Consider the following 22129-nt stretch of genomic DNA (forward strand, 5'->3'; position numbering starts at 1 on the left):
ATCCGCCTCCACGTCGAGCACCTGCCCACCGGTGGCGCACCGAGCCGATCTGGCCGTGTTGGTCCGGGACGGACGCCACCGAGCACGATGTCGACCGGCTCTCGAAGCGCGTTCCTTCGCCGCTTCGATTTGGAGCACACTTCCGCTTACTGAGCAGACGCTGGGCTGGAGCAGCCCTCGCCTGTGCTCCTCGGCGACCGCCGACCGCTGGACCTGGCTGATCCTGGCCGCCCACGCCCAACCGCGCCTGCCACGTGGACTGGCCACCATCTGCGGTGGGTTTCGGAACTAGCGCACGAAGCCGGCCCGTCCCGCCGTGCTCCCAAACCCTCCCGCCCTGGCCTCGAGGCGTGACCAACCGTCGGCGCACCGGACAGCAGGAGGCCGGCCGGGTCCTGGCCACCGGCGAAGCCTACGCACACCAAGCCCACCACAAGAAGGGGGCCAAGCCCCGAAGCCAATTCCGAACCGACTACCCGCAGCAACAACAGGCCTATGAACACGCAGGTCAGTACGCAACCGGGCCGATCGTCACTCACGAGCACCTAGCACTCCTGGAGCGAGCGAATTTTCGGTGGGTTAGGAGGCGACTGGGGGTCTGGGATAGATCACAAGCGGCCGTTCCGCAGTGAGTAAAGCTTTCGCTGAGATCGTGGACGGGCCGTTCCCCCGCAGCGCCCACGTAGGTCACCGAGAAGCCGATCGAGCAGGGTTCGCCGCCGGGCACGCCTGGAAATCGATTTTATTCATCAGCGACTGTTCTGTAACGAGGGGGCAAGTTCCCGGCGCTGGTAAGACGAGGGCTTTCCCGGGTTCGGATTGGGTCTGCGATTTCTATTCTTTGGGTTGTCTCCGTCCTGCGCGTGCATTCTTGCCGCGCTTCAGAAGTGGAGGACCCCCATGAACGTTGCGAGGAGACGTATCTCCTCATCGGCGGCCGCGGCACTCGCCGCGGTCGTGGTCGCGGCGCTGCTGCCCGGCATCGGCTCGGCAGCCGAACCGGAAGGCACGGTGATCGCGGCCCGCGCACCCATCCCGGGCAGTTATCTGGTCAAACTCAAAGACTCGCGTTCAGTGGGTCAGACCGCCTCTGACCTCACGCGAGCCCATGGCGGCCAGCTCAAGTCCGTCTACACCGCCGCCGGCAACGGGTTCTTGGTGCGCGGGCTGGACGAGACCAAGGCACGCCGGCTGGCCGGCCACACCGCGGTGGCGGCTGTGTATCAGGAGGGCACGGCGCGGCTGGCGCAGGACGACGCCACCTGGGGCCTTGACCGGCTCGACCAGAAGAACCTGCCGCTGGACAAGAAGTACAACCCACCCAACTCCGCTTCCTCGGCCACCGCCTATGTGATGGACGGGGGCGTCCGCAAAACCCACACCGAGTTCGAGGGCCGCGCCAGCGTCGGCGGGGACTTCACCGACAGCGAGCCAGGTGATGGCAGCGACTGCAACGGGCACGGCACTCATGTCGCGGGCACCGTAGGCGGCAAGGTCTACGGGGTCGCCAAAAAGGTCAAGGTGGTCGCCCTGCGGACCTTTGGCTGCGGTTCGAGCGCCCCGGACTCCTGGGCCATGGACGCGCTGGAGTGGCTCGGACGCAACGGCGTCAAGCCCGCGGTGGTGAACATGAGTCTGACCTTCGACACCGCCGACTTCGCTGCCGACATGATCCGGAACCTGACCGGCCAGGGACTGGTGTTCGTGGCGGCCGCGGGCAACAGCAACGCCGACGCGTGCGGCTACGGCCCCGCCAAGCTGCCCGAGGTGATCACGGTCGGCAACACTGAGCGCAACGACCGCCGTAACTCGATGTCCAACTACGGCGGGTGCGTCGATGTGTTCGCCCCCGGGACCTACATCGACGCTGCCTCGCACAGCAGCGATACCGGTATTACCCAAAAGACCGGCACCTCGATGGCCGCTCCGCACGTCGCGGGCGCGGTGGCGGTGTGGCTGCACGCCAACCCCGGCGCGACCGCCAAGCAGGCCCACGACGCGATCGTCAACGCCGCGACCCAGGACGTGGTCCAGAACCCCGGCGCCGGATCACCGAACAAGCTGCTGAACGTCCAGTTCGGCCCGGGCGACCCCGGGCCCGGCGGTCCCGCGGCCAAGTTCACCGCCAGTTGCGCCACCACGGCTCCGTCCTGTGCGTTCGACGGGTCCGCCTCCACCGGGGCGACGTCCTACCGCTGGGACTTCGGCGACGGCGGCACGGGGGACGGCGTGAAGTACAAGCACAATTACGCCAAGGCCGGCACCTACAAGGTCAAACTGACCGTCACCGACAGCGCGGGCAAGAGCAACTCCACCGAGCAGGAGGTCACCGCGGGCAAGCCAGGCGGCCCCAACCAGGCGCCGACCGCCAGCTTCAGCGCGCAGTGCTGGTCGGGCCAGTGCACCTTCGACGCCAGCGGTTCCAAGGACCCCGACGGCGCCATCGCGTCCTACCAGTGGAACTTCGGCGACGGCGGCACCGGCAGCGACCGGGTCGCCAAGCATTCCTACCCGAACAAGACCGGCGACTACATCAGCAGGCTCACCGTCACCGACAGCGGCGGCCTGAGCGCCGTGACCCAACGCAAGATCGTCTGCTGGTCGGGCCCCTCCTCGCCCATGTGCTTCGCCGACAGCGCCGCATCATCGTCGGCCGAGCCCTACGCCCGCGGCGGCACCGACACCACCACCGCCGAGTACCCCTGGGCAGTAGCGATTCTGCGCCCCGGCAGCTCCCATCCGCAGAAGCTGAACTGCGGCGGCGCACTGGTCCGCCCCAACAAGATCATCACCGCCGCGCACTGCGTGGACAACAGCGCCGACACCTGGCAGTCCAAAACCATCGTGTTCGGCCGCGATGACCTCAAGGACACCTCCCAGGGCACCACCGCCAAGCCGATCAAGCGGTGGATCGACCCCGGCTACACACCGGGCAAACTCGACGGCAGCGACGTCGCCGTCCTGACACTGGACAAGAACCTCGGCACCCAGACCCTGAAAGTCGCCCTGAGCGAGGACAACGGCGTCATCGACAAACCCGGCACCGACACCACCATGCTTACCTACGGCAACACCGATGGCGGCACGGGCTACCAGTCGCATCTGCAAAAGGCCAAATTCCCCATTATCGACGGGAAGACCTGTAAGGATGTCGGCTTCACCTTCAACCCGCAAAACCAGCTCTGCCACGGCCCGCACAAGGGCGAGGTCGGCAGTTGTCGAGGCGACAGCGGCTCGCCCTATGTGGCCGGAAACTCGATCGGCACCTACAGGCTCGTCGGCGTCCACTCATCCGGTGACTCCCAATGCCAGGGGCCCGGTATCTCCACCAGAATCACCAAGTACTCCGACGCGATCCTCGCCGAACTCGGCCCCGAAACCCCCGGTGGCAAGGAATTCACCAACGACACCGACATGACCGTTCCCGATCTGGACCAGAACGGAGTCACCAGCACGATCGAGGTCAGCGGGCAAAGCGGTAACGCCCCCGCCACTCTCAAAGCGGCGGTGTCGGTGAAACACACCTACCGCGGTGATCTCCACATCGACCTGATCGCTCCCAGCGGCAAGCGCTATGCCCTGCGCCCCGCCAACGGCGGCGACAGCGCGGCGAACCTGACCGAAACCTACACCGTCAACGCTTCAGGCGAACCAGCCAACGGCCCCTGGAAGCTTCTTGTCCGGGACATCTTCCATCGGGACCAAGGCACACTCGACTCCTGGAAACTGACCTTCTGAAGCCCCAGGGGCAATGACCCAGGGCCGTCCTGCAGACGGCCGAGAGCCGAACGACGGAGTCCCGTCTGAGCATAAGCTCAGACGGGACTCCGTCATTCGGCGCTGCGGAAGCCAAAACACAGTGCACGAGGACCGTCGCCAGCGCCGGGCCGTCGCGAAAGCGCGGGGAACGCCAGTGGCCTCGCATGTCAGCAGGATCTGGCCACCGGACGGACGCCGGTTTCCACGTCCTTCAGACCCGCACACCGCGCGCGTCGGTGAACGTTGATCGTCGACCACGCGAGCGCGGGACCCGGCCGAATCGGCCTGCAACTCGGCGGCGCACGCCACCCGTCCACCCCGGCGCGACTGACCACCGCTCGACTCACAGGCCCCGGTGCCTGCTGCTCCAGGAACTCGTTGTCAGCGCCGAACATACGGGGACACGGCTCAGCGTCCTGGCCTTGGCCAGGCGACTCGGCATGAGCAACACCATCTTCCGCCGCTGCTGACCGCCACGCTGCCGATCATGACGAGCTGCGCTATCCACGCCTGCCGCCGGGAAAACGGCGCCAACGTCCTGTCGGGGCTGGCCGTAGGAAGCCGCTCCCGCCGCGGCCCATTGGCGACGTAGTCGCCGGCTGACGTGGGAGGGGCTGACCACGGGCAGGATCACTCTGCCGCGTCGGCTGGCGCATCCGGGTGTTCGGTTCGGCTGCTGCGCACGCTGCTGGACGAGCCGCTGCTGAGTGCCCAGCCTCTCAGGCTGTCTTCGAGGGCGTTCGTCCGTCACCACCGCGACCGCCGCTGCCGGCGCCACTGAAGGGCTGGGCCGCGCCGTCCTGGTGGAATCATCAGGTCCTTGCGGATGTCCTCCATCCCCTCGCTGGCGGCCTTGCGACGCAGCGCGATGTGGGCAAGTCGGCGGTCATCGTCGGGCGGCGGCCGCTATGTTGCCCTTCCGCGCTGCGGCTTTCAGGCCCTCCATGGTTGCCGCGCGGATGCCCTCGCGTTCGGTCTCGGCCATCGCGGCGAAGAACGCGAACGGCATCCGGCCCGGCCGGACGGGTCGTAGGCTCTTGCGAGCGGTCCGGCGAGCATCTCCCAGACCAGGCCGTGTGCGGTGAGGTCGTCGGCCAGCAGCGAGCTCGGCGGCGCCCCGGCCCAGGCGCTTCATCGGAATTTTCTCGGAGAAGACCTTCTGGCGCGGACTGCCAAGCCGGGTGAGCGTGTCCAGCTGCGAAGGGCCGCCGGTGGGGCGGCGGCCCTTCGGTTGGCCGGGGATGGGGTGTGGCCTCATCCCCGGCCATGCGTTATTGCTGTGGTGTAGCAGGGGTGTTCTCTAGGGTCACCATGAGTTCCAGACGGTGACTCGGAAGGTGGTGGAGGCGCTCTTGCTGGCCTTGTCCGTCACGGTCGCGGTGGCGTTCGTCGTGCCCCACCTGGTCGGTGTGCCGGTGATCCGGCCGGTCGCGGTGTCGATGGTCAGGCCGGCGGGCAGTGCGGTAGCCGTCCAGCGGTACGGGGTGGCGCCGCCGGTGGCCGTCAGCTGCAACTGGAACGGGCGGCCGACGTAGGCGGTCTGTGCTCCGGGGTCGGTCACCGACGGGGCGCCGCCGGTCCCGGTGATCGTCCAAGTGAAGGAGGCGGAGCCGGTGCGGTTGCGGGAGTCGGTCGCTGTGACGGTCACGCGGCTCGATCCGGCGGTGGAGGGCGTGCCGGTGATCGTCCCGGTGGATCGGTCGATGGAGAGCCCGGCGGGCAGGCCGGTCGCGGTCCAGGTGTAGGGGGCCGTCCCGCCCGACACGCGGTTCTCCAGGCGCGCTGCGGTGCCGACCTGCCCGGTCTGGTCGCCGGGTGCGGTGACGGTGAGGTCGCCGGGCTGCCCGGAGCCGGTGACCAGGGCCACCCGCCACTTGGATGCGGCCTCGTTGACCGGCTGCCCGATCGTCGTCGGTCCGGGCTGCCCGCAGCCGGCGCCGCCGCCGGAGTGCAGGCCGACGGCCTTGGCGTCGTCCTTGGGCCCGGTGACGTAGGAGCCGCCCGAGTCGCCCCCGGCCGAGCAGGCGTTGGTCACGAACAGCCCCTCGATGATCACGTTGCCGTAGTCGATGGTCTGGTTGACTCGCGTGACCGTGCCGCAGCGGAGCTTGGTGGTGCCGCCGGAGCGGCAGATCGACATGCCCACGGTCGGCTCGGCCGATCCGGTGACGGTGATGTCGCCCTGGCCCCAGCCGGACACGGTCGATGTCAGCCGCCAGGCCGGCTCGGTGACGTCGACCAGGCCGAAGTCGCCTTCGCGCGCGTTGACGCTGTGATTGCCGCCGGTGTTGGAGGTGCCGAGCCGTGTGCCGTCCCTGCCGTAGGCGGGCTGGTTGGCGTCGTTGGTGCAGTGCCCTGCGGTCAGCATGTGGCGCTGACCGCCCGAGCCCGTGGCCGCGAAGCCGATCGAGCACGAAGACTCCGACCCGGGCTTCCAGTACTCGCCGCCGATCACGTCCCCGCCCTGCTGGCGGAACACCGTGTCGGAGCGGTCCATGGTGACGGCGGGAGAGATCGCGCGCAGCCGGGCTTCGAAGGACGGAGCGACGGCGGAGGTCACCCGGACGAGCACTCGGTCGCCCATAGGATCGACGCCGAATCCGGTGACACCGGTGACACCGTCGCCGACGAGCCGCGAGACCGCGGCGGCGGCCCGGGACAGGACCGCCGGGCCGTGGGTCACCCGGCGTGGTTCGGCTCCCAGCGCTTCGACGGTGCGCGCGTTGGCCTCGTCGGTGACCGGCACGACCAGTTTGCCCTTCGCGGCGTCGAACCACGAGCCGGCCGGGCCGACCGCGGGCCGCAGGGCCTGGACGGCCCGCCGGGCGCGCGCCTCGTCCGTCCAGCGGCGCCGGACCTGGTCGGCGCGCAACCCGAGGTCGCGCTGCATCGCCTGGAGGATCGGATCGGCTGCGGGCGGTGGGCTCGCCTGCGCGTGCGCCGCCGGGAGCGCGGCGATCAGCAGTGCGGCGGCCGTGCCCGTCGAACACAGCAGCCGTGCGTACCTGTTCATCGCTGGGCCTTTCACGGTGGTGGGGGATTTGCGATGCGAGAACGGTAGGTGCGCGACAACAAACCCGAAAAGGGAGGAACCCCTTGTGTCAGCCGCCCGAGTCGGCCCGGTCGGCGGCCGGGGGAGGGACGGTGTCCGTGACGGGAACGTGGAGGGCCGCGATGAGCTGCGTCCGGGAGCGGACGCCGCGTTTGCGGTAGATCCGGGTCAGCGTCGCCTCGACCGTCTTTACGCTCAGTGCCAGCGCGACGGCGATCTCCCGGTTGCTGGCGCCCCGGCTGACCAGCTCGGCCACCCGTTTCTCGCTCGCGGTGAGCACGTCCACGCTGGGCGCGCCCGCGAGTTGGGCGGGTTCGAGTCGGGCGGCGGCCTCGCCGGTGAGCTGGAGCCACGGCCGGGCGCGGGCGGCGTTGAACACCTCGTACGCCCTGGCCACGAAGGCGCGGGCCTCGGCCATGCGGCGCCGTCGCCGCGCGATCTGGGCCTGGGCGAGCAGCACGCGTCCCTGTTCGAGCGGCAGGCTGAGCGAGCCGAACCGTTCGGCCGCGCGGGCCAGCGTCGCGGCGGCCTCCGCCAGATCGCCGCCACCGGCCGCGCAAAGCCGGCCTTCGGCGTGGTCGAGCGAGGCCCGCACTCCGGTGCGGCCCAGCCGCCGGGCGATCGGCCGCACCTCGTCCAGCAGGTCCCGCGCTTGCCCCGGGCGTCCGGTGAGCGCCAGCGCGATCACCAGGTCACCGTGCCACCGCAGCAGCGACGGGTCGACGACGCCGGCCGCGCGTTCCAGCTCGCGCACCCGGCCCAGGTTCTGGACGGCCGCGTCCACGTCTCCGGCGAGCAGCTCGATCGTGCCGAGCACGTGCAGGTTGCGTGCGAGAAAGAGCATGTCCTGCTCCTCCTCGGACGTCGCGGCCCCGTCCACGGCATGCCGGCGAGCCAGCGCGAGGTCGCCGCCCGCCGCCTCGGTGACGGCCAGGCTGTACCAGGCCGGTCCCGGCGACAGGCCCGCCGACTCGGTCAGCTCCATCGCGCGCGCCGCGTACGACGACGCCTTCGCGCAGTAGCCCGAACGGACCTCGACCTCGGCCAGGCCGCGCAGCACGTCGATGATGCCCTCGGCGTCCCCAGTCCGTTCGGCAACCGGCAGCAGATTCAGCAGGACGCCCCGGGCGTCGCCGAGCCGGTCGTCGAACAGCGCGTGCCGGGCCGCCAGGAAGCGGGCCGAGTCGTTCACCGCCCCGGTGCCCCCGGGCCCCAACGCCAGCGCGTCGGCGAGCGACCGTTCGGCGTCCGGATGACCGGTGATCCGCTCGACCCGCGCCCGCATGGTGAGCGCCGCCGCGAGCAGCGCACGGTCGCCGGCGGCGGCCGCCAGTTCGCACGCCCGGCCGGCCTCGACCCTGGCCTGGCCGGGATCTCCCTCCGTGAGGTTCGCGCGCACCGCCAGCCGGACGTGGACCTCGGCCCGTAGCGCGGGATCGCCGCCGGCGTCGGCCAGGGCCCGCGCGAGCGTGTCGGCGTGGCCCGCGAGCGACTGCCCGGCCGTGCGGATGACCGCCAGCCGGGCGCGAGCGCGTTCGGCGGGCGTGCCCATCGTGTCCAGCAGCGCCTCACCGCGCCGAACCAGATCGGCGCGTCCCGCAGCCGCCGCGTCGGTGGTCGCCGAGACGATCGTCGCGCCGTCGGCCCCGCCCGGCGTGTGCTCGGCCGCCAGCAGCCCGAGCTCCGCCGCGCCCGCGCGATCGCCCGCGGCGCGCGCCACGGCGGCGGCCGCCGCCAGCTCACGGGCCAGATCGGCGTCCGGTCCCGGATCGGCCAGCGCACGATGGCGGACGCGGTCGGCGGCATCGCCGGCCGCCTCGGCCAGCGCCCGGTGAGCGGCGGCCCGGCGGCTCCAGCCCGCCTCCTCGATCACCGCGTCGGCGATGGCCGTCCCGGTGAACCCGAGCGTGCCGTCCACCGTCACCAGGCCCGCCGCGATCGCGGGCCGCACCGCCACGTCGGCGTTCCGCCACCCGGCCCGGCGCAGCAGCGTGAGCGTCGGCCGCCGCGCCAGCGCCATCGGCAGCAACACGTCCCTGGTCGCGGCCGGAAGTTCCTCCAGCCGCGCGGCGATCAGCGACCGGACGCGACGCGCGTCGCGGGCCGCCGCCAGCGCCTTGCCCGCCTCCAGCGTCCACAGGGGAAACCCGCCGCCCGCAAGGTGCGCCGCACCGGCCAGCCTGCGGGGAAGACCGTGCGCAGCGAGCAGCGACGCCACCTCCTCGACCGGCAGCGGCGCCACGTCCAGCACGGTCCACCCGCCGCCGAGCCGCTCAGTGATCGGCGGCCCGAGGGGCGTCCGCTCGGCGATCACACAACCGACCCGGTCACCGGCCCGCCGCAACGCGTAGGCCACCGCGTTCACGCTGGCCGGGTCCAGCCACTGGACGTCGTCGATCACCAGCAACGCGCCCGCCTCGCACAGTGCACCCGTCAGCCCGAACCGGACGGCCAGCGGATCCGCGCCCCCGACCCCATGCCGCCTCACCGCCTCGGCCGCCGCGCGCTGCGGCTCAGGCAGAGCGTCCAGACAACCGTCCGGAAGGACGTCGAGGATCTCGGCGACCACCGCCAAGTCGAGACCCTCATCAGCGCGGGCGGCGGCCACCCGGACCACCGTCTCCGGGCGGTCGTGGACGAGCCGATCCAGCACCGCGCTCTTGCCGACACCCGGCGGGCCACGTAACACCACCCGCTCACCCGCGCCCAGCGCCTTCCCAGCCGCGGCTAGCAGCACGGAATGCCCCACAAGCATGTTCGGATCGTAAGCAGAACTCCCCAAACGAGACAGAGGGAAATCCCTAGCGCCTGACGAGGACACCTTGCCGACCACCAGCAGCGACCGGCCCATGATGGCGGTGGAAGCGGCTCTTGATCGGTGTCGCGGAAATGAACCATTCCTGCGAGCGGCGGATCCCGCACAAGGACGTCCACGCGCGGGTCACTCGTCCATCATGCACACCACCCAGCGGCCGCTCACAGTGGCCTGGAATTCCACCCTGACAGGGAGTAGGGAAGTACCCAGCCGGTGAGGCTGTCGTTGCTCGTTTCCCCTAGTCCAGTCCTTCCCTGGCTCGGCCCCGTCCGCGTCCCGGACCGAGAGGGTTGGCCGGACCAAGCCCTCTGGCCGCTGGGCCACGGTCTGCTTGACCTGCATGTACGAACGATCAAATACCCGGCGCCTTGCGTAGAACGGAACCAGCCGGGTGTCAGTCGGTAGACCAGCGGCCCTCTTGCCTCCAGCGGCCCCAGCGTTCCATGCTGCGTCATGAGTCTGATGCATCTTGGCCTGCCGGTCCGTGACGTGCAGCGCAGCCGGCGGTTCTACGAGACCTACTTCGACTTCGACCCCGCCACCGCGCGATTGAGCGACGGCACGATCACCATCCGCAACGCCGACGGCTTGACTCTCGCCTTCCACGGCGGCCGGGACATCGGGCCGCCGCCTGCCTTCCTCCACTTCGGCTTCCAGCTCTTCGCGCCCGAGGAGGTGAAGGACCTGCTCACCCGGATGCGGGCGGACGGAGTGGACATCATCAAGCAGTATGAAGATGCGGGCTACGTCTCGTTTACCTGCACAGACCCGGACGGCCACCGGATCGAAGCGTACTGGGAGGTCTCGGGGGCCCTGACGGGCTTTTAAGGGCCTGTCTCCCCGTGGTGCCTGGCCGCCTCGGTGGGTTGAGGGCCAGGTGCTCGGCGATGAACAGGTAGACGACCTCGGATGGTGGCGGACCAGGCAGGGGGGCATCAGGGTCGCCGCCGCCGGGCTCGTTGGTCGGAGCTGATCTCACAACGGCCGGGACAGTACGACCCGATCGACAAGTCCTTCCCGGTACGGCGCCCCTTGCGGGAAGCAGGCAGTCAGCTCCAGGAAGCGCCGCGTCCCAAGAGCCCGGCAGGCAAACGCACGATCTGACCCGCAGTGTTGGGTATCTGTGCAGGTCACGCGGCTCTCTTGAGGTCGGTTCAGCGCCGTTCAGAGACGTTGGACGCCAAGATGATCTCCCATTCCTCTCCAGATCTTGGAGAAGGGGGCTCGCTGGATCGTCAGGCTCAGTGAACCGACGGTCCTCTTGGCGCGGCACCGCATGCCGCACAGAGCCTCACTCTGTTCGTTGTGTTGCAAGATGCCCTGAGACCTGTGCGCAGGTTCGTGTCCTCTGCGAGGCACCAAAACAAGGAACACCTCCACACCACGATTGGTGAGGCGTGGCCGGCATCCCGCGAGGTCATTCTGGAAGTTCGTTGCCCGCTGCGCGCAGCAAGGGACCGCTTCCGCGTGGGGGAAGACACCGGGACGCGGGGCTGGCAGTAGACCGTTCCTGCTGGAACGACGCCCACCTGCTCGGGTGCCCGCCGCCGCACTGCGTCGCGGTCAAGGACTCCGGGCCTGGCATCCGCGCCAAGGAGGCGCAGGTACGTGGACGGGTTCGACGGCGATGAGGCTGTGGACGGTGCCAGGCGGCCAGGCTCTGGTCCGCCGATGGCGGCGTAGGTCTCCAGCGCTTTGGCGGGCCGCCCGGTCGACACCTGGATGCCGACGGCCTGGGCCTGCACGGTGGCGGGCCCGAACGCGGTTCCGTTGACCGACACGTCCTGGCCCATCCGGGCGGCGACCGCGTGTCCCTGCGAGAGCAGGTCATCGGCCAGCGCGACGTTGCCATCGCGGGCGGCGACCACCGCCGCGAACGTGACGTGCCATCCGTAGGTGGCCAGCAGCGGCAGGTCCCGATCGCCGTAGCGGGGCTCGATCATCCGGTAGGACCGCTCGGCGGTCGCCGACGCCTGATCCAGCCGGGCATCGCGCAGGTAGATCCAGGACCGTCCCGAGGCGACCATCGCGGCGCGCACGCCGGCGCCGAACTGGTTGGCGACGTAGGACGTGATGCGCCCGGCCCTACGGGACACCTTGCCAGCCTGAACACGCCTGCCTGAGATGCCCCATGATCAACATCAACCAGAGGACGCTTCCCCGCCTCGACGAGATCGAGACCGACCTGCTGGCCCGCCGGGTCCGAGCCGAAGCCGAGGGCTGGCTCGGCGAGATCGAAGGCATCGACCTCACCATCACCTTCCTCCGCTAATAAGCGGGACCAGACCCGCCGACTCGCCAAGGTCGCGCCGCTCAACCTTGGCATGCCAGGCGTGCCTCGACATGACGGGGTTGAGGAACCCAGGAACAGTAAGTTCTCGCCAATAACGATCTTGGATGAGGCAGGCGTTTGAACGTTCGCTTTGTGACGTGTTGGTCGTTCAGGGTTGGCGATCTGCTGCCCGGTGGCCGAGCCCTCCCCGTTTTCGGGCTGGCCGCCGGGTGGGTTCGGGTGAGCCGGGATTGGGTGGGTGCGGACTTTTACCCGCAAGGTGCGGGGGCTCGGCGTCAAGATGGCGATCATGGGTAGGGGCAGAGGCTGGTGGCCGTGGCTGGCGATCCTGGCGGCCGTGGCCGGGGTGCTGGTGCTGGGCTGGTGGAGCTTCGACCCGGTTTTCGACAGGGGCAAGGCAGGGCTGGGGGACGCGGCCGACCGCGCGCAGTTGACCGGGCTCGTTCTGGCCGCCGCAGTGGCCCTGGTCGGCACGGTGCGGTGGGCCCGGCAGCGCTCCGGCCAGCTTGGCGCCGCAGCACCGGCGGCGCACACCCTGGCGGAGGCTAAGGAGTTGCTGGCCGAGCTGGTGGACCAGCAGTGGAAGCAGGAGGCGCGGCTGCGGTCGCTGGACGACCCCGACCCGATCCCGGTGCGGTGGCGGACCCCGGAGGCGGCCGAGTTGATGGACCATGCCATCAACATCGATCCCTCCGCCGGACCCGCCGGTGGGCCGGCCCGGTTGTGGTGGACGGCCTCCAGCGCCGACATCGGCGCACTGGCCGACCGGTTCCGCCGCACCCGACGGCGCCGGCTGGTGATCCTGGGCGGACCGGGCACCGGCAAGACCACCCTGGCGCTGCAACTGCTGCTGCACCTGCTGGCCACCCGCACCGCTGATGAGCCGGTCCCGGTTCTGCTGCCGGTGGCCGGCTGGGACACCCGACGCCACCCCCGCCTGCAGGACTGGATCGCCGACCGGCTCGCCAGCGACTATCCGGCGCTGCGCTCACCCGAGCTGGGTGCCGAGGTGGCGCGGGCCCTGGCCGGGCGCGGGCACATCCTGCCGGTCCTGGACGGGCTGGACGAGCTGCCCCCGCCCGCCCAGACCGCGGTGATCACCGCGCTGAACCGGTCCCTAGGCGGGGACGACCAGCTCATTCTGACCAGCCGCACCACCGAGTTCACCGCCGCGGTCACCATGGCCGGGGACGTGATCACCTCCGCCGCCGTACTGGAACCCCGTCCCCTGACCCCCGTGGCCGCCGCCGACCACCTCACCCACTGCCTGCCCCCCAACCCCGGACCGGCCTGGCGACAGGCCCTCAACACCCTGCGCACCACACCCCCAGCTGGCCAGAACCCGCCCGGCACGGCGGCGAGCGGGCCGGGTGCGGCGCTGGCCGGCGTGGCCGCCACCCCGCTGGGACTGTGGCTGCTGCGCACCGTCTACACCGCCCCCGGCGCCGACCCCGCCGAGCTGACCGACCCCGTACGCTTCCCCACCCCCGCCGCACTGCAGGCGCATCTCTTCGACCGGCTCATCGACGCCGTGATCGCCACCCGCGACCCCAGCGGCAACCGCGCCGACCCCTTCCGGCCACGCCGCCGCCACGACCCCGACAAGGTGCGGCAATGGCTGGGTCACCTCGCCCACCACCTCAGCGGCCAGGGAACCCGCGACTTCGCCTGGTGGCGGCTGGCCGCCACCACTCACGCCGTCACCCGCACCACCGCATTCACCCTCGCGCTGCTCACCACCCTCATGGGCGGGCTCGCGGGCGGGCTCGCGCTCGGGCTCGTGTTCGGGTTCGCAAAAGGGCTCGTGACCGGGTTCGCGGGCGGGCTCATAGAGGGGTTCATGTCCGGGCTCGTGTTCGGGCTCGTGTTCGGGCTCATGGTCGGGTTCTCAGCAAGGTCCTGGGAGCAGGACTCACCCGGGTACGCCGACCTGCGCATCCGCCAACGCTCGACCGAACTCGTGCGCAAGCTCGCGACCGGGTTCGCGACCATGTTCGCGAGCGGGTTCACGCGCGGGTTCGCGAGTGGATTCGTGCTCGGGCTCGCGGACGGGCCCGCGGACGGGCTCGCGAGTGTGCTCTTGACCGGGCTCGTGGTCGGGCTCGTCCCCGGGTTCGTACTCGGGCTCGCGTTCGTGCTCGCGGGCGGGCTCACAAAATGGGCGGAGACACCGGCCCAGCTCTCCCGCGCCACGACACCGATAGGGAGCTGGCGCGCCGACCGAACCGTGAATCTCCTCCGTATCAGCGTCTTCGGCCTCGTCAGCGGGCTCCTGATCGGGCTCGTGTTCGGGCTCGCGTCCGGACTCGCGGACGGGCTTGCGAGCGGGCTTGCGTTCGGACTCGGGGTGGGGCTCGCCAGCGGCGCGGGCAACGCGACCGGGGCCCATCGGGCCTGGCTGGCATACCTGGTCGCCACCTGGCGGCTGGACCGGGCTGGCCTGCTGCCACGCCGGCTGATGCCGTTCCTGGATGACTGCCACCGCCTCGGACTCCTCCGCGCGGTAGGGCCCATCTACCAGATCCGCCACGCCGAACTCCACGACCACCTAGCCGCAACCCACCCGCCCCCGCGCAACACCGGCCGAAGCCACCACCCCACCTGACCGGCAACACCAACACCGCCCACGCCCAAGACCGTGGGACGGCACAGCCGGAAGGCCCGACGGGCCGCCGCCCCCCCCGCGGCACTGATAGCGCAGCCGACCGTCCAGAAAGATCCGAGCCCGATAGCACGCCACTAGTCGTTCGGCTGCCGGCACCAGACCCGCACAAGATCAAACAGCGAAACTACTGTTCCTGGTTCAACCCCGATGACCATGCCCCACCGAGCAGGCCAACACGGAGCGTGCTTGACAAAGTGCAGAGAAGCTCCAGGAACAGGAAGAACGTCTTCAGCGCCTGCGCCCGCGACAACCGCCTGCCCTTCGCCGTGCTCCGCAGCACCTTTTCGAAGTACGCATCGGCGTCGGCGGGCTCCGTTTCCCATAACCGACGCCCGAACCAGGCCCGCACCTGCTCCAGATGCACCACATCCGAGGAGATCGTCCCGTCGGACAGCCCGGCCGCCCGTGCCAGTACGAACCCCGACAGAACGTCGGTCTCCAGCGCCTCCAGATCCTCCGCCCTCGCCGGAGCCCGCGCGACCCGCAGATCCTTCACCGCCGCCAGCGCTAACCCTGGCCCCCTCGCCTTCACTCCCGCCGCACGAAGAACACGAAGAACGATGACCTTCAGGATTTCCGAGGTCCCTTCACATACCAGAACCGGTATAGATCCAAGGAGAAGACCCAGGTCCAGGGACTACAGGGGTGCCGCTAAGAACCGTGTCATGAGCCCCAAACGAGCCCCGAGGTAGCGGATTCAATACGGCCAGGGGCTGGTGAGCCGGGCGGAGCGGCGTGGTTAGTTGCCGGGTGTCCTCTGCTGTTGAGCAGCTGTGATGCGAGTGGCGTACACCCGGTAGGCCTTGCGTTCGGCCGACCCGGCGCCCTCGCGACGGGGATGGCGTTCGCCGAGGACTACCAGGTCCTGGGCAACAAGCGCGCGCGGGTCCGCCAGCTCGGCAACGCGGTCACCCCGCCCGCCGCCCCCGGCTGCTGTGCCCCTCGGAGGGGCGTGGCTACGTCGTGCTGGATGATCGGTCCCCTCCTGAACGAGACGGTCGACGTCACCACCGCCCTGCCCGTCATCGCCGTCCTTGTCTGCGTGGCCCTCACCCAGCGCACTCGGGTCACCTGAGCCCCCGCCCCACCCGTGCCCCAAGCCCAAGCCCCCGTCCCCTGAACCAGGCGCGTCGCGTCCGCGTCCGATCTTGGGAAACACCGACCCCGAGCCCGCGAGGACGTGGCCCCCATGACGGAACCGGATGACCCCCCGCGGAAAGCCCCTGACGGTACCGATCATCGTCACCCTGATCTCCGGGGCGTTCCTGGCGGCACTCGTGTGGATGGTGGGGACCGTCGTCTACACCTCGGCAGGCGGGGGCCGGACAGGCCGGGTGAACGTGACCGAGTGCGAGCATAGGGGCAAAGGGTCCTATTACGACGACTGCCGGGGTGACCTCACCCTGGACGGCGGCGGGCGGCCGCGGGCTCATGTCGAGGTCGACGGCCTGAGCGTCGACGACGAGGGCCGACGCGTCTCGGTGCGCGTGACGCCCGACGGGAGGGTGTACGCCTCGGGCGGCTGGTACGTCGCCCAGACCCTGTGCTTGCTGTTCCTGCCGGGGCTCTTCTTCGTGGCAGGGGCCGGGACGCTGGTGGCGCGGATCGTGGAGGGGCCGCCGAAGCGCCCGGAGTTCCTGGACGCCGGGCCGGAACCGCGCGAGGTGAAGAGCCGGTACCTGCCCGAGGAGTGAGAGAGTCGGGCGTTGGATTGCGGCACGAGACGCCGTTCAGCGGTCGCAGGGGTGGGCAGCAGGCCGAGTGCAGCGCCTGGCCGTGCTCGCCGACGCGGCGTTCGCGCCCTACGAGCAGGACACCACCGGCTGAGTGTCCTGTGCGACAACCCGCCCGGAGGGGTCCTGAACTTGTGGTTGGTGTGGTGGGAGCGGTGGCGCCGGGGATAACCCTGGCGTGGGCGGTGCTGGGAAGTGCGTGGTGTGTCGGCGCCGGCTGCCTGAGGGCGTGACGGCTCGGTGGAAGTACTGTTCGCCAGCGTGCGGGATGCGGGCGTATCGAGCGCGGAGGACTTGCGGCGCCACCAATTCATGGTGGCGATGCTGGCATCCGCCCGGCCCGGGACGGGCCGTCTTCTGTCGATCTCGGCGTTACTGGGAGGCGGGCGCCTGCCCAGTCTGCGCCTGCCCGCCGAGCGGCAGGCGCTTGGCCACATCCAGCCGCACCTCGCCGTAGGGCTGGACGTGCTGCCAGAACAAGGGTCAGGCCGCGTCGGTCGGCGGGCTTGAGCAGCTTGGCCCACTCAGAGTCGGCCAGGACGTCTTGCGGCATCAGGATGTTGATGTAGACGAGAGCGGCCTGCAGGATGCGCAGGCACAGGACGGTCATCTCCAGTTCTTCGCGCCGGTTGGTGGCGATGTCGCCGCCCTTGCCGTAGATGTGAGGTGCCCCGGGTTTCGTTCTGACGCTGTTGGACGCCTACACCGGCGCCCGGTGGTCGGAACTGATCTCGCAGCGGCCGGGTCTCTACGACCGGGCAGCGAGGCGATTCCCGATCCGGCGCCCGATCCGCGAGGCCGGCGGCCAGATCGAGGAGGCTCTGCGTCCCAAGAGCAAGGCCGGCAGGCGCTGGATCGAGTTGCCGTTCTTCCTAGCGGTCCTCTACGAAGTACTCGTCGACAGCTGCCGATACCGGCGTGTGTTCACTGGCGCCCGGGGTGCGGTGCTGCGGCGCAGAGAACCTGGCTGGCCGCTGATCTGATCCCCGAGGTTGCCCGCGGAGCACGGCTGGGTCACAAGGTGTCAGGCATCGGTCACGTCTACGGGCACGTCACCGCCGAAATGGTGCGGCGCGTGCTGGAGACCTTGCAGGCCCGCTGGGAGCTCTCGGTCAGCCAGCTGGCAGCGGCCGAACGCCGCGAGCTGCTCATGATTGTTCCACTGGAGCTCCGCGAGGCGCTTACCCAGGGTGACTTCGATCTGGGGGAGTAGGGGAGCGCGGTAGCGCTCAGACCTGGATGATCTCCAGAATCTCGCCACTCAACAGCAGAAGGCCCCGTCCCTTGATCGGGGAACGAGGCCCTGGCCTGCGGGAATTCTGGTGGGCGATACTGGGATTGAACCAGTGACTTCTACCGTGTCAAGGTAGCGCTCTCCCACTGAGCTAATCGCCCGTGCTTTGAGGTGGAGACGGGATTTGAACCCGTGTACACGGCTTTGCAGGCCGTTGCCTCGCCTCTCGGCCACTCCACCAGAGGGAGGCCTTCCGCAAGGCCCCTCAGAGCGGAAGACGGGATTTGAACCCGCGACCCTCACCTTGGCAAGGTGATGCTCTACCCCTGAGCCACTTCCGCTTGCCCCCAGGTTTCCCTGGGGTGCGTGGACAACTGTAGCGGAATCTGGGAGTGGTTGCGCACTCCGCCCTCCTGGAGCGGACGACGGGATTCGAACCCGCGACCCTCACCTTGGCAAGGTGATGCTCTACCAACTGAGCCACGTCCGCGACACTCTGAGTTTACCCGACGGTCTCGCGGACGGCCTCGTCGTGCAGGGAGTTCCAGAAGGAGAGCTCCTCGTCCATCTCCAGGTGGGCGATGCGGCCCCAGAACTCGCGGTCCTCGGCTTCGTGGGCGGCGGCCAGGGAGAGGGCGGGCATGATCGTGGTGCCGGCCTCGGCGGCGTCCAGGTCGGCGGTGGTGACCTCGACGGGCAGTTCGACCGGGGCGGTGGCGGGGCGGTGGTGCTTGCCGCGCTTGCGGACGCGGATGGGCGCGGCGCTGGGGGCCTTGGCGGCCTTGCCGACGGCGAGGGCGGCGGTGCCGCACAGGACGAGGGCCAGCAGGCCGCCCAGGAGCATCTCCTGGGCCGGGACGATCGACTCGGGGTGTTCCTTGGCGTCGGTTTCCTGGGCCTTGGCGATGTTGGGCGTGGCGGCGGTGAGGTTCTCGACCTTGGGTGGGGGAGCGGCGTGTTTGGGGGTGTACTTCTGCTCGACCTCGACCTTGCCCGGGTAGCCGAACCCGACGATGGAGTCCATGTCGCGGGTCTTGCGCATGAGCTTGTAGCCGTCGGCGTTGGCCTCGATGGTGTGGACGGTCTTGCCGTCGACCTTCTCGACGAGGCCGACGTGGTCGATCTGGTCGATGTCCTTGGAGCCGGACCAGTCGAAGAACACCACGGCGCCGGGGGTGGGCTCGTCGCCGAAGGCGTCGTGCTCGTCGAACCACTTGGCGTGGGCGGGGGTGGCGGCGAACTGGCCGGCCTGCTCTTCGACTCCGGCCTTGTCGGCGGCCCAGGCGAGGAACATGTCGCACCAGGGGGCCGTCTTGAAGTAGGGGTTGTGGTCGCCGTCGATGTTCTTGGCGTACCAGTCGCCGAACTTGGTGTAGCCGTCGCCCTTCTCGGTGTAGCCGAGTTCGTCGCGGGCGATTTCGAGCAGCTTGCCGCCGATCGGGTCCAAGGAAGCTCCCCCGTCTACCTGGTCGGACGGGTGGTCCGTTCCAAGGTCACGTTCCGGTCTCGGTGGAATCTAGCCGAGGTAAAAACGCGAGGCAAGTGGTTCCGGATGTACCGGTCTAAACGGACTACGTCAGGAATAGCCCCTCGGGAGGACCGTGACGGGGCACGGGGCGGCCCGCAGAACCTTGAGCGATACCTCGCCGACGAAGACCCGGTGGGCGGTCGCGTCCTCGCTGCTCGCGCAGACCAGGATCTCGCCGTCGGGCCACTCGGCCCTGCTCAGGGCCTCGGCGACGTCGTCGCCCTCGGCCAGCTCGGCGGTGACCGATTCGGGGGCGATGCCGGAATCGGTGGCGAGCCGGATCGCCAGCGCGAGGTCGTCGCGCAGGCGGTCGTCGTCGACGTCGCCGATGGCCAGGGTGAGCAGGCGCAGCGGGACGTCCAGCTTGAGCGCGGCGAGCGCGGCGCGGACGACGGCCTCGTCCACCTGGGGGCGCCGCACGTACGCGACCGTGATGCGGTGCAGTCGTTCGGGCGGCTCGTATCCGGACGGCGTGAGCATCACGGCCTCGGTGGCGCTGTGCAGCAGGTTGTCGGCGGTGGAGCCGATGCCGACGCGGCCCTTCGCGCCCCCGGCGGGCGAGCCGATGACGATCAGGTCGGCGCCGGTCTTGCTGGCCAGTACCGACAGGCCCCGGCCCGAGCCTCGGCTCTCCTGGGTGGCGAACTCGGCCCCGGGTGCGTCGGCCTGTTCCAGGATGGTCTCCGACTCCGCCGCGGCCCCCGGGCGGTCGGGCGCGTGGACGTTGCCGACCGTGAGGCCGCCCCCGGTCAGCGCGACGATCGCCCGCGCGAACGCGAGCGCCTCCCTGCCGCCCGCGTCGTTGACGAATCCGGCCAGAACGTGTTCCCCGATCATGGGGCCATCATCCCCGATCGGAGGTGGGGTCATGCGCGTCCCGCCGGGTTAGGGAGAGGAGGTCGCGTGCGGGGCCCGCCGGGCGTTGTCCGGCCGGCCAGATCGCGTGCAGCGGACGCCTGAGGTCGAGTTCGGGCACCGGGACGGTGACCAGGCGCCCGCTGGCCAGTTCCTCGGTGACGGCCAGCTCGCTGACGACGACGGGACCCGCGCCCGAGATGGCGGCCGCCTTGAGCGCCGTGGTGGAGGCCAGTTGGAGCAGGGGAGGCGCCGTCCCGCCGGACGCGGCCAGGGCGCGGTCGAGGATCTCGCGGGTGCCCGAGCCCTGCTCGCGCAGGATCAGCGGGGTGGACGCGAGTTCGTCGGCGGTGACCGCCGAGCGGCGGGCCCAGGCGTGCCGCGGCGCGACGACCACGACGAGGCGGTCGGTGGCCACGACCGTCCCGCTGAGCCCGGCGGGCTTCCTGGCGCCCTCGACGAAGCCGAGGTCGGCCTCGCCGCCGCGGACCTGCTCGGCGACGTCGGTGGAGTTGGCGGTGCGCAGGGTCACCGCGGTGCCGGGCCTGGCCTCGCGCAGCGCGACGAGCCAGCCGGGCATGAGGTACTCGGCGACGGTCAGGCTGGCCACGACGCGCAGGCGCCCGTCGCGCTCCTCGCGCAGGGCGCCGAGGCCGGCGTCGAGGGCGTGGGCCGCGCCGATCACCTGCTGCGCCCACTCGGCGACCAGCGCGCCGGCCTCGGTGGGCCGCGACCCGCGCGGCGAGCGCTCCAGGAGCGCCACGCCGATCTGCCGCTCCATCGACCTGATGCGCGCGCTGGCGGCAGGCTGGGTGACGCCGAGCTCGGCGGCCGCGCGGCCCACGCTGCCCAGGCGGACGACCGCCAGGAGCAGCTCCAGGGCGCCCAGGTCGGGGACGCGGTGCGCGAGGGCCATGAGACCAGTCTATGACCACTCATAAGGCGCGGTTATGGGCGCATAGGGCGATGACCTCTAGTGAGCCGGACGCGGGATGCGCACGCTGGGATCATGACCGCCACCCTCGCGCCGCCCCTGGCCCTGAGCTCGAGCGCCTTCCGCCATCTCGGGCCCAACTGGTACGCGGCGGTGATGGGGACGGCGATCGTGGCGAACGGCGCGAACGCCCTGCCCTTGGGCGTCCCGGGCCTGCACGCGTTCGCGGTGGCGGTCTGGGCGCTGTCGTTCGCGCTGCTGGCCGCCCTGGTCGCGGCGCGCGCCGTCCACCTGGTCCGGCATCGCGACGTCGCGCGTCCCCAGCTGCTGGACGACCCGGCCACGGCGGTCTTCTACGGCTGCCCGCCGATGGCGCTGCTGGCCGTCGGCTACGGGACGCTCGTCCTCGGCCGGGACGTCATCGGTACGCGCGCTGCGGTCGTCGTCGACCTGGCCCTGTGGACCTCGGGCACCGTCTACGCCCTGGCGGCGGCGTTCGGCGTCCCGTACCTGATGCTCACCCGGTACAAGATCAAGGCGGGGAGCGCGAACCCCACGTGGCTGCTGCCGATCGTGGCGCCCATGGTCGCGGCGGCGCTGGGCCCCGCTCTGATCCCGCATCTGCCCCCGGGGCAACTACGCCCCACCCTCCTGTTCGCGTGTTACGGGATGTTCGGGCTCAGCCTGCTGGCGACCCTCGTCGTCCTGCCGGGGATCTGGACGCGCCTCGTCCACGACGGGCTGGCCCCCGTGACCCTCACGCCGACCCTGTTTCTCGTGCTCGGCCCCCTCGGCCAGTCGACGACGGCCGTGAACCAGATCGCGGACGCCGCCGGTGTGGCCGCGCCGCAATACGCGGCGGCCATGCGGGCGTTCGCGCTGCTATACGGGGTGCCGGTCATGGGGTTCGCCCTGCTGTGGTTCGCCGTCGCCGCGACGGTGAACCTCGGCGCCCTCCGGAAGGGCATGCCCTTCGCGATGACCTGGTGGGCCTTCACCTTCCCGGTGGGCACCTGCGTCACGGGTGCCGCCGGTCTCGCCCGCGCCACCGGACTGGACGTCTTCACGGCCGTGGCGGTCGCGCTGTACGCCGTCCTGGTGTGCGCGTGGGCCGCGGCCGCGTCCGGCACTCTGCGTGGCCTGGCCGACGGGCGGCTGTTGCGGCGCGGATAGGGCAACAGCACCTCTTGCGGGGGGTAATGGCATGGTTGCGATTGGTCGGAGTGTGGGTACGATGCTGCCTGACGTCCTCCCCTGACGT

At 70.4% G+C, this 22129-nt stretch carries 18 protein-coding genes, 4 tRNA genes and 1 pseudogene; 10 read left to right on the top strand and 13 right to left on the bottom strand.

Annotation, left to right across the window (positions count from 1 at the left end):
• The first annotated feature begins 957 nt into the window (after positions 1-957).
• Entirely contained in the window at positions 958-3738 is a 2781-nt protein-coding gene (locus ACQPY4_RS17465; protein ID WP_433337575.1) for a S8 family serine peptidase, read from the top strand.
• A 907-nt stretch (positions 3739-4645) separates the two neighbouring features.
• Here the strand turns inward: ACQPY4_RS17465 and ACQPY4_RS17470 are convergent.
• From ACQPY4_RS17470 to ACQPY4_RS17480, 3 genes are all read right to left on the bottom strand, one after another.
• Positions 4646-4768 (bottom strand): hypothetical protein, encoded by a 123-nt coding sequence (locus ACQPY4_RS17470; RefSeq protein ID WP_433337577.1) that lies wholly within the window; start codon positions 4766-4768, stop codon positions 4646-4648.
• A 297-nt stretch (positions 4769-5065) separates the two neighbouring features.
• Entirely contained in the window at positions 5066-6772 is a 1707-nt protein-coding gene (locus ACQPY4_RS17475) for a putative Ig domain-containing protein (RefSeq protein ID WP_433337579.1), read from the bottom strand.
• A gap of 88 nt (positions 6773-6860) precedes the next feature.
• The gene (locus ACQPY4_RS17480) at positions 6861-9566 is read right to left on the bottom strand and encodes an AAA family ATPase (protein ID WP_433337581.1); all 2706 of its coding nucleotides are present in this window, start codon (positions 9564-9566) and stop codon (positions 6861-6863) included.
• Positions 9567-10079: 513 nt separating this feature from the next.
• Between ACQPY4_RS17480 and ACQPY4_RS17485 the strand changes: the two genes are divergently transcribed.
• A complete protein-coding gene (locus ACQPY4_RS17485; RefSeq protein ID WP_433337583.1) occupies positions 10080-10454 on the top strand; it encodes a VOC family protein in 375 nt (124 codons plus the stop codon).
• A 413-nt stretch (positions 10455-10867) separates the two neighbouring features.
• Here ACQPY4_RS17485 and ACQPY4_RS17490 read toward each other — a convergent pair whose 3' ends face one another.
• On the bottom strand, positions 10868-11722 hold the full coding sequence (locus ACQPY4_RS17490; protein WP_433337585.1) for a hypothetical protein: 855 nt from the start codon (positions 11720-11722) through the stop codon (positions 10868-10870).
• 35 nt (positions 11723-11757) lie between these two features.
• Between ACQPY4_RS17490 and ACQPY4_RS17495 the strand changes: the two genes are divergently transcribed.
• Together ACQPY4_RS17495 and ACQPY4_RS17500 are read left to right on the top strand one after the other, a co-directional pair.
• Positions 11758-11898: a hypothetical protein gene (locus ACQPY4_RS17495; RefSeq protein WP_433337587.1), complete on the top strand. Its 141-nt coding sequence runs from the start codon at positions 11758-11760 to the stop codon at positions 11896-11898.
• A gap of 310 nt (positions 11899-12208) precedes the next feature.
• On the top strand, positions 12209-14524 hold the full coding sequence (locus ACQPY4_RS17500) for an NACHT domain-containing protein (RefSeq protein ID WP_433337589.1): 2316 nt from the start codon (positions 12209-12211) through the stop codon (positions 14522-14524).
• Between the two features lie 184 nt (positions 14525-14708).
• Here the strand turns inward: ACQPY4_RS17500 and ACQPY4_RS17505 are convergent, their stop codons facing one another.
• Positions 14709-15080 carry a hypothetical protein gene (locus ACQPY4_RS17505; RefSeq protein ID WP_433337591.1) on the bottom strand — a complete coding sequence of 124 codons (372 nt, stop codon included), beginning with the start codon at positions 15078-15080 and terminating at the stop codon, positions 14709-14711.
• Between the two features lie 342 nt (positions 15081-15422).
• On the opposite strand from ACQPY4_RS17505, the gene ACQPY4_RS17510 reads away from it, so the two are divergent.
• The 3 genes from ACQPY4_RS17510 (at position 15423) to ACQPY4_RS17520 (ending at position 16827) form a co-directional block, all read left to right on the top strand.
• On the top strand, positions 15423-15659 hold the full coding sequence (locus tag ACQPY4_RS17510) for a hypothetical protein (protein ID WP_433337593.1): 237 nt from the start codon (positions 15423-15425) through the stop codon (positions 15657-15659).
• A gap of 127 nt (positions 15660-15786) precedes the next feature.
• Complete coding sequence (locus ACQPY4_RS17515; RefSeq protein ID WP_433337595.1) at positions 15787-16278, top strand: hypothetical protein; 492 nt, start codon at positions 15787-15789, stop codon at positions 16276-16278.
• Between the two features lie 279 nt (positions 16279-16557).
• Positions 16558-16827, top strand: coding sequence for a hypothetical protein (locus tag ACQPY4_RS17520; RefSeq protein WP_433339258.1), 270 nt, complete (start codon positions 16558-16560; stop codon positions 16825-16827).
• 25 nt (positions 16828-16852) lie between these two features.
• Here ACQPY4_RS17520 and ACQPY4_RS17525 read toward each other — a convergent pair.
• Positions 16853-16927: pseudogene (locus ACQPY4_RS17525) on the bottom strand (hypothetical protein); the annotation flags it as partial.
• An 82-nt stretch (positions 16928-17009) separates the two neighbouring features.
• On the opposite strand from ACQPY4_RS17525, the gene ACQPY4_RS17530 reads away from it, so the two are divergent.
• Together ACQPY4_RS17530 and ACQPY4_RS17535 are read left to right on the top strand one after the other, a co-directional pair.
• Complete coding sequence (locus tag ACQPY4_RS17530) at positions 17010-17300, top strand: hypothetical protein (RefSeq protein WP_433337597.1); 291 nt, start codon at positions 17010-17012, stop codon at positions 17298-17300.
• Between the two features lie 38 nt (positions 17301-17338).
• Positions 17339-17530, top strand: coding sequence for a hypothetical protein (locus ACQPY4_RS17535; protein ID WP_433337599.1), 192 nt, complete (start codon positions 17339-17341; stop codon positions 17528-17530).
• A 107-nt stretch (positions 17531-17637) separates the two neighbouring features.
• Here ACQPY4_RS17535 and ACQPY4_RS17540 read toward each other — a convergent pair.
• The 7 genes from ACQPY4_RS17540 to ACQPY4_RS17570 form a co-directional block, all read right to left on the bottom strand.
• Positions 17638-17712 (bottom strand) — tRNA-Val (locus tag ACQPY4_RS17540).
• An 8-nt stretch (positions 17713-17720) separates the two neighbouring features.
• Positions 17721-17791: transfer RNA gene (locus ACQPY4_RS17545), tRNA-Cys, on the bottom strand.
• Between the two features lie 29 nt (positions 17792-17820).
• Positions 17821-17892, bottom strand: a tRNA-Gly gene (locus tag ACQPY4_RS17550).
• A 73-nt stretch (positions 17893-17965) separates the two neighbouring features.
• Positions 17966-18041, bottom strand: a tRNA-Gly gene (locus tag ACQPY4_RS17555).
• 12 nt (positions 18042-18053) lie between these two features.
• Positions 18054-18998: a CHAP domain-containing protein gene (locus ACQPY4_RS17560; RefSeq protein ID WP_433337601.1), complete on the bottom strand. Its 945-nt coding sequence runs from the start codon at positions 18996-18998 to the stop codon at positions 18054-18056.
• A 129-nt stretch (positions 18999-19127) separates the two neighbouring features.
• Positions 19128-19916, bottom strand: coding sequence for a universal stress protein (locus tag ACQPY4_RS17565; RefSeq protein WP_433337603.1), 789 nt, complete (start codon positions 19914-19916; stop codon positions 19128-19130).
• 7 nt (positions 19917-19923) lie between these two features.
• A complete protein-coding gene (locus ACQPY4_RS17570) occupies positions 19924-20850 on the bottom strand; it encodes a LysR family transcriptional regulator (protein WP_433337605.1) in 927 nt (308 codons plus the stop codon).
• Positions 20851-20943: 93 nt separating this feature from the next.
• On the opposite strand from ACQPY4_RS17570, the gene ACQPY4_RS17575 reads away from it, so the two are divergent.
• Positions 20944-22041: a TDT family transporter gene (locus tag ACQPY4_RS17575; protein ID WP_433337607.1), complete on the top strand. Its 1098-nt coding sequence runs from the start codon at positions 20944-20946 to the stop codon at positions 22039-22041.
• Positions 22042-22129 lie beyond the last annotated feature (88 nt).

The organism is Spirillospora sp. CA-294931 (assembly GCF_050946795.1).
Taxonomy (GTDB): Bacteria; Actinomycetota; Actinomycetes; order Streptosporangiales; family Streptosporangiaceae; genus Spirillospora.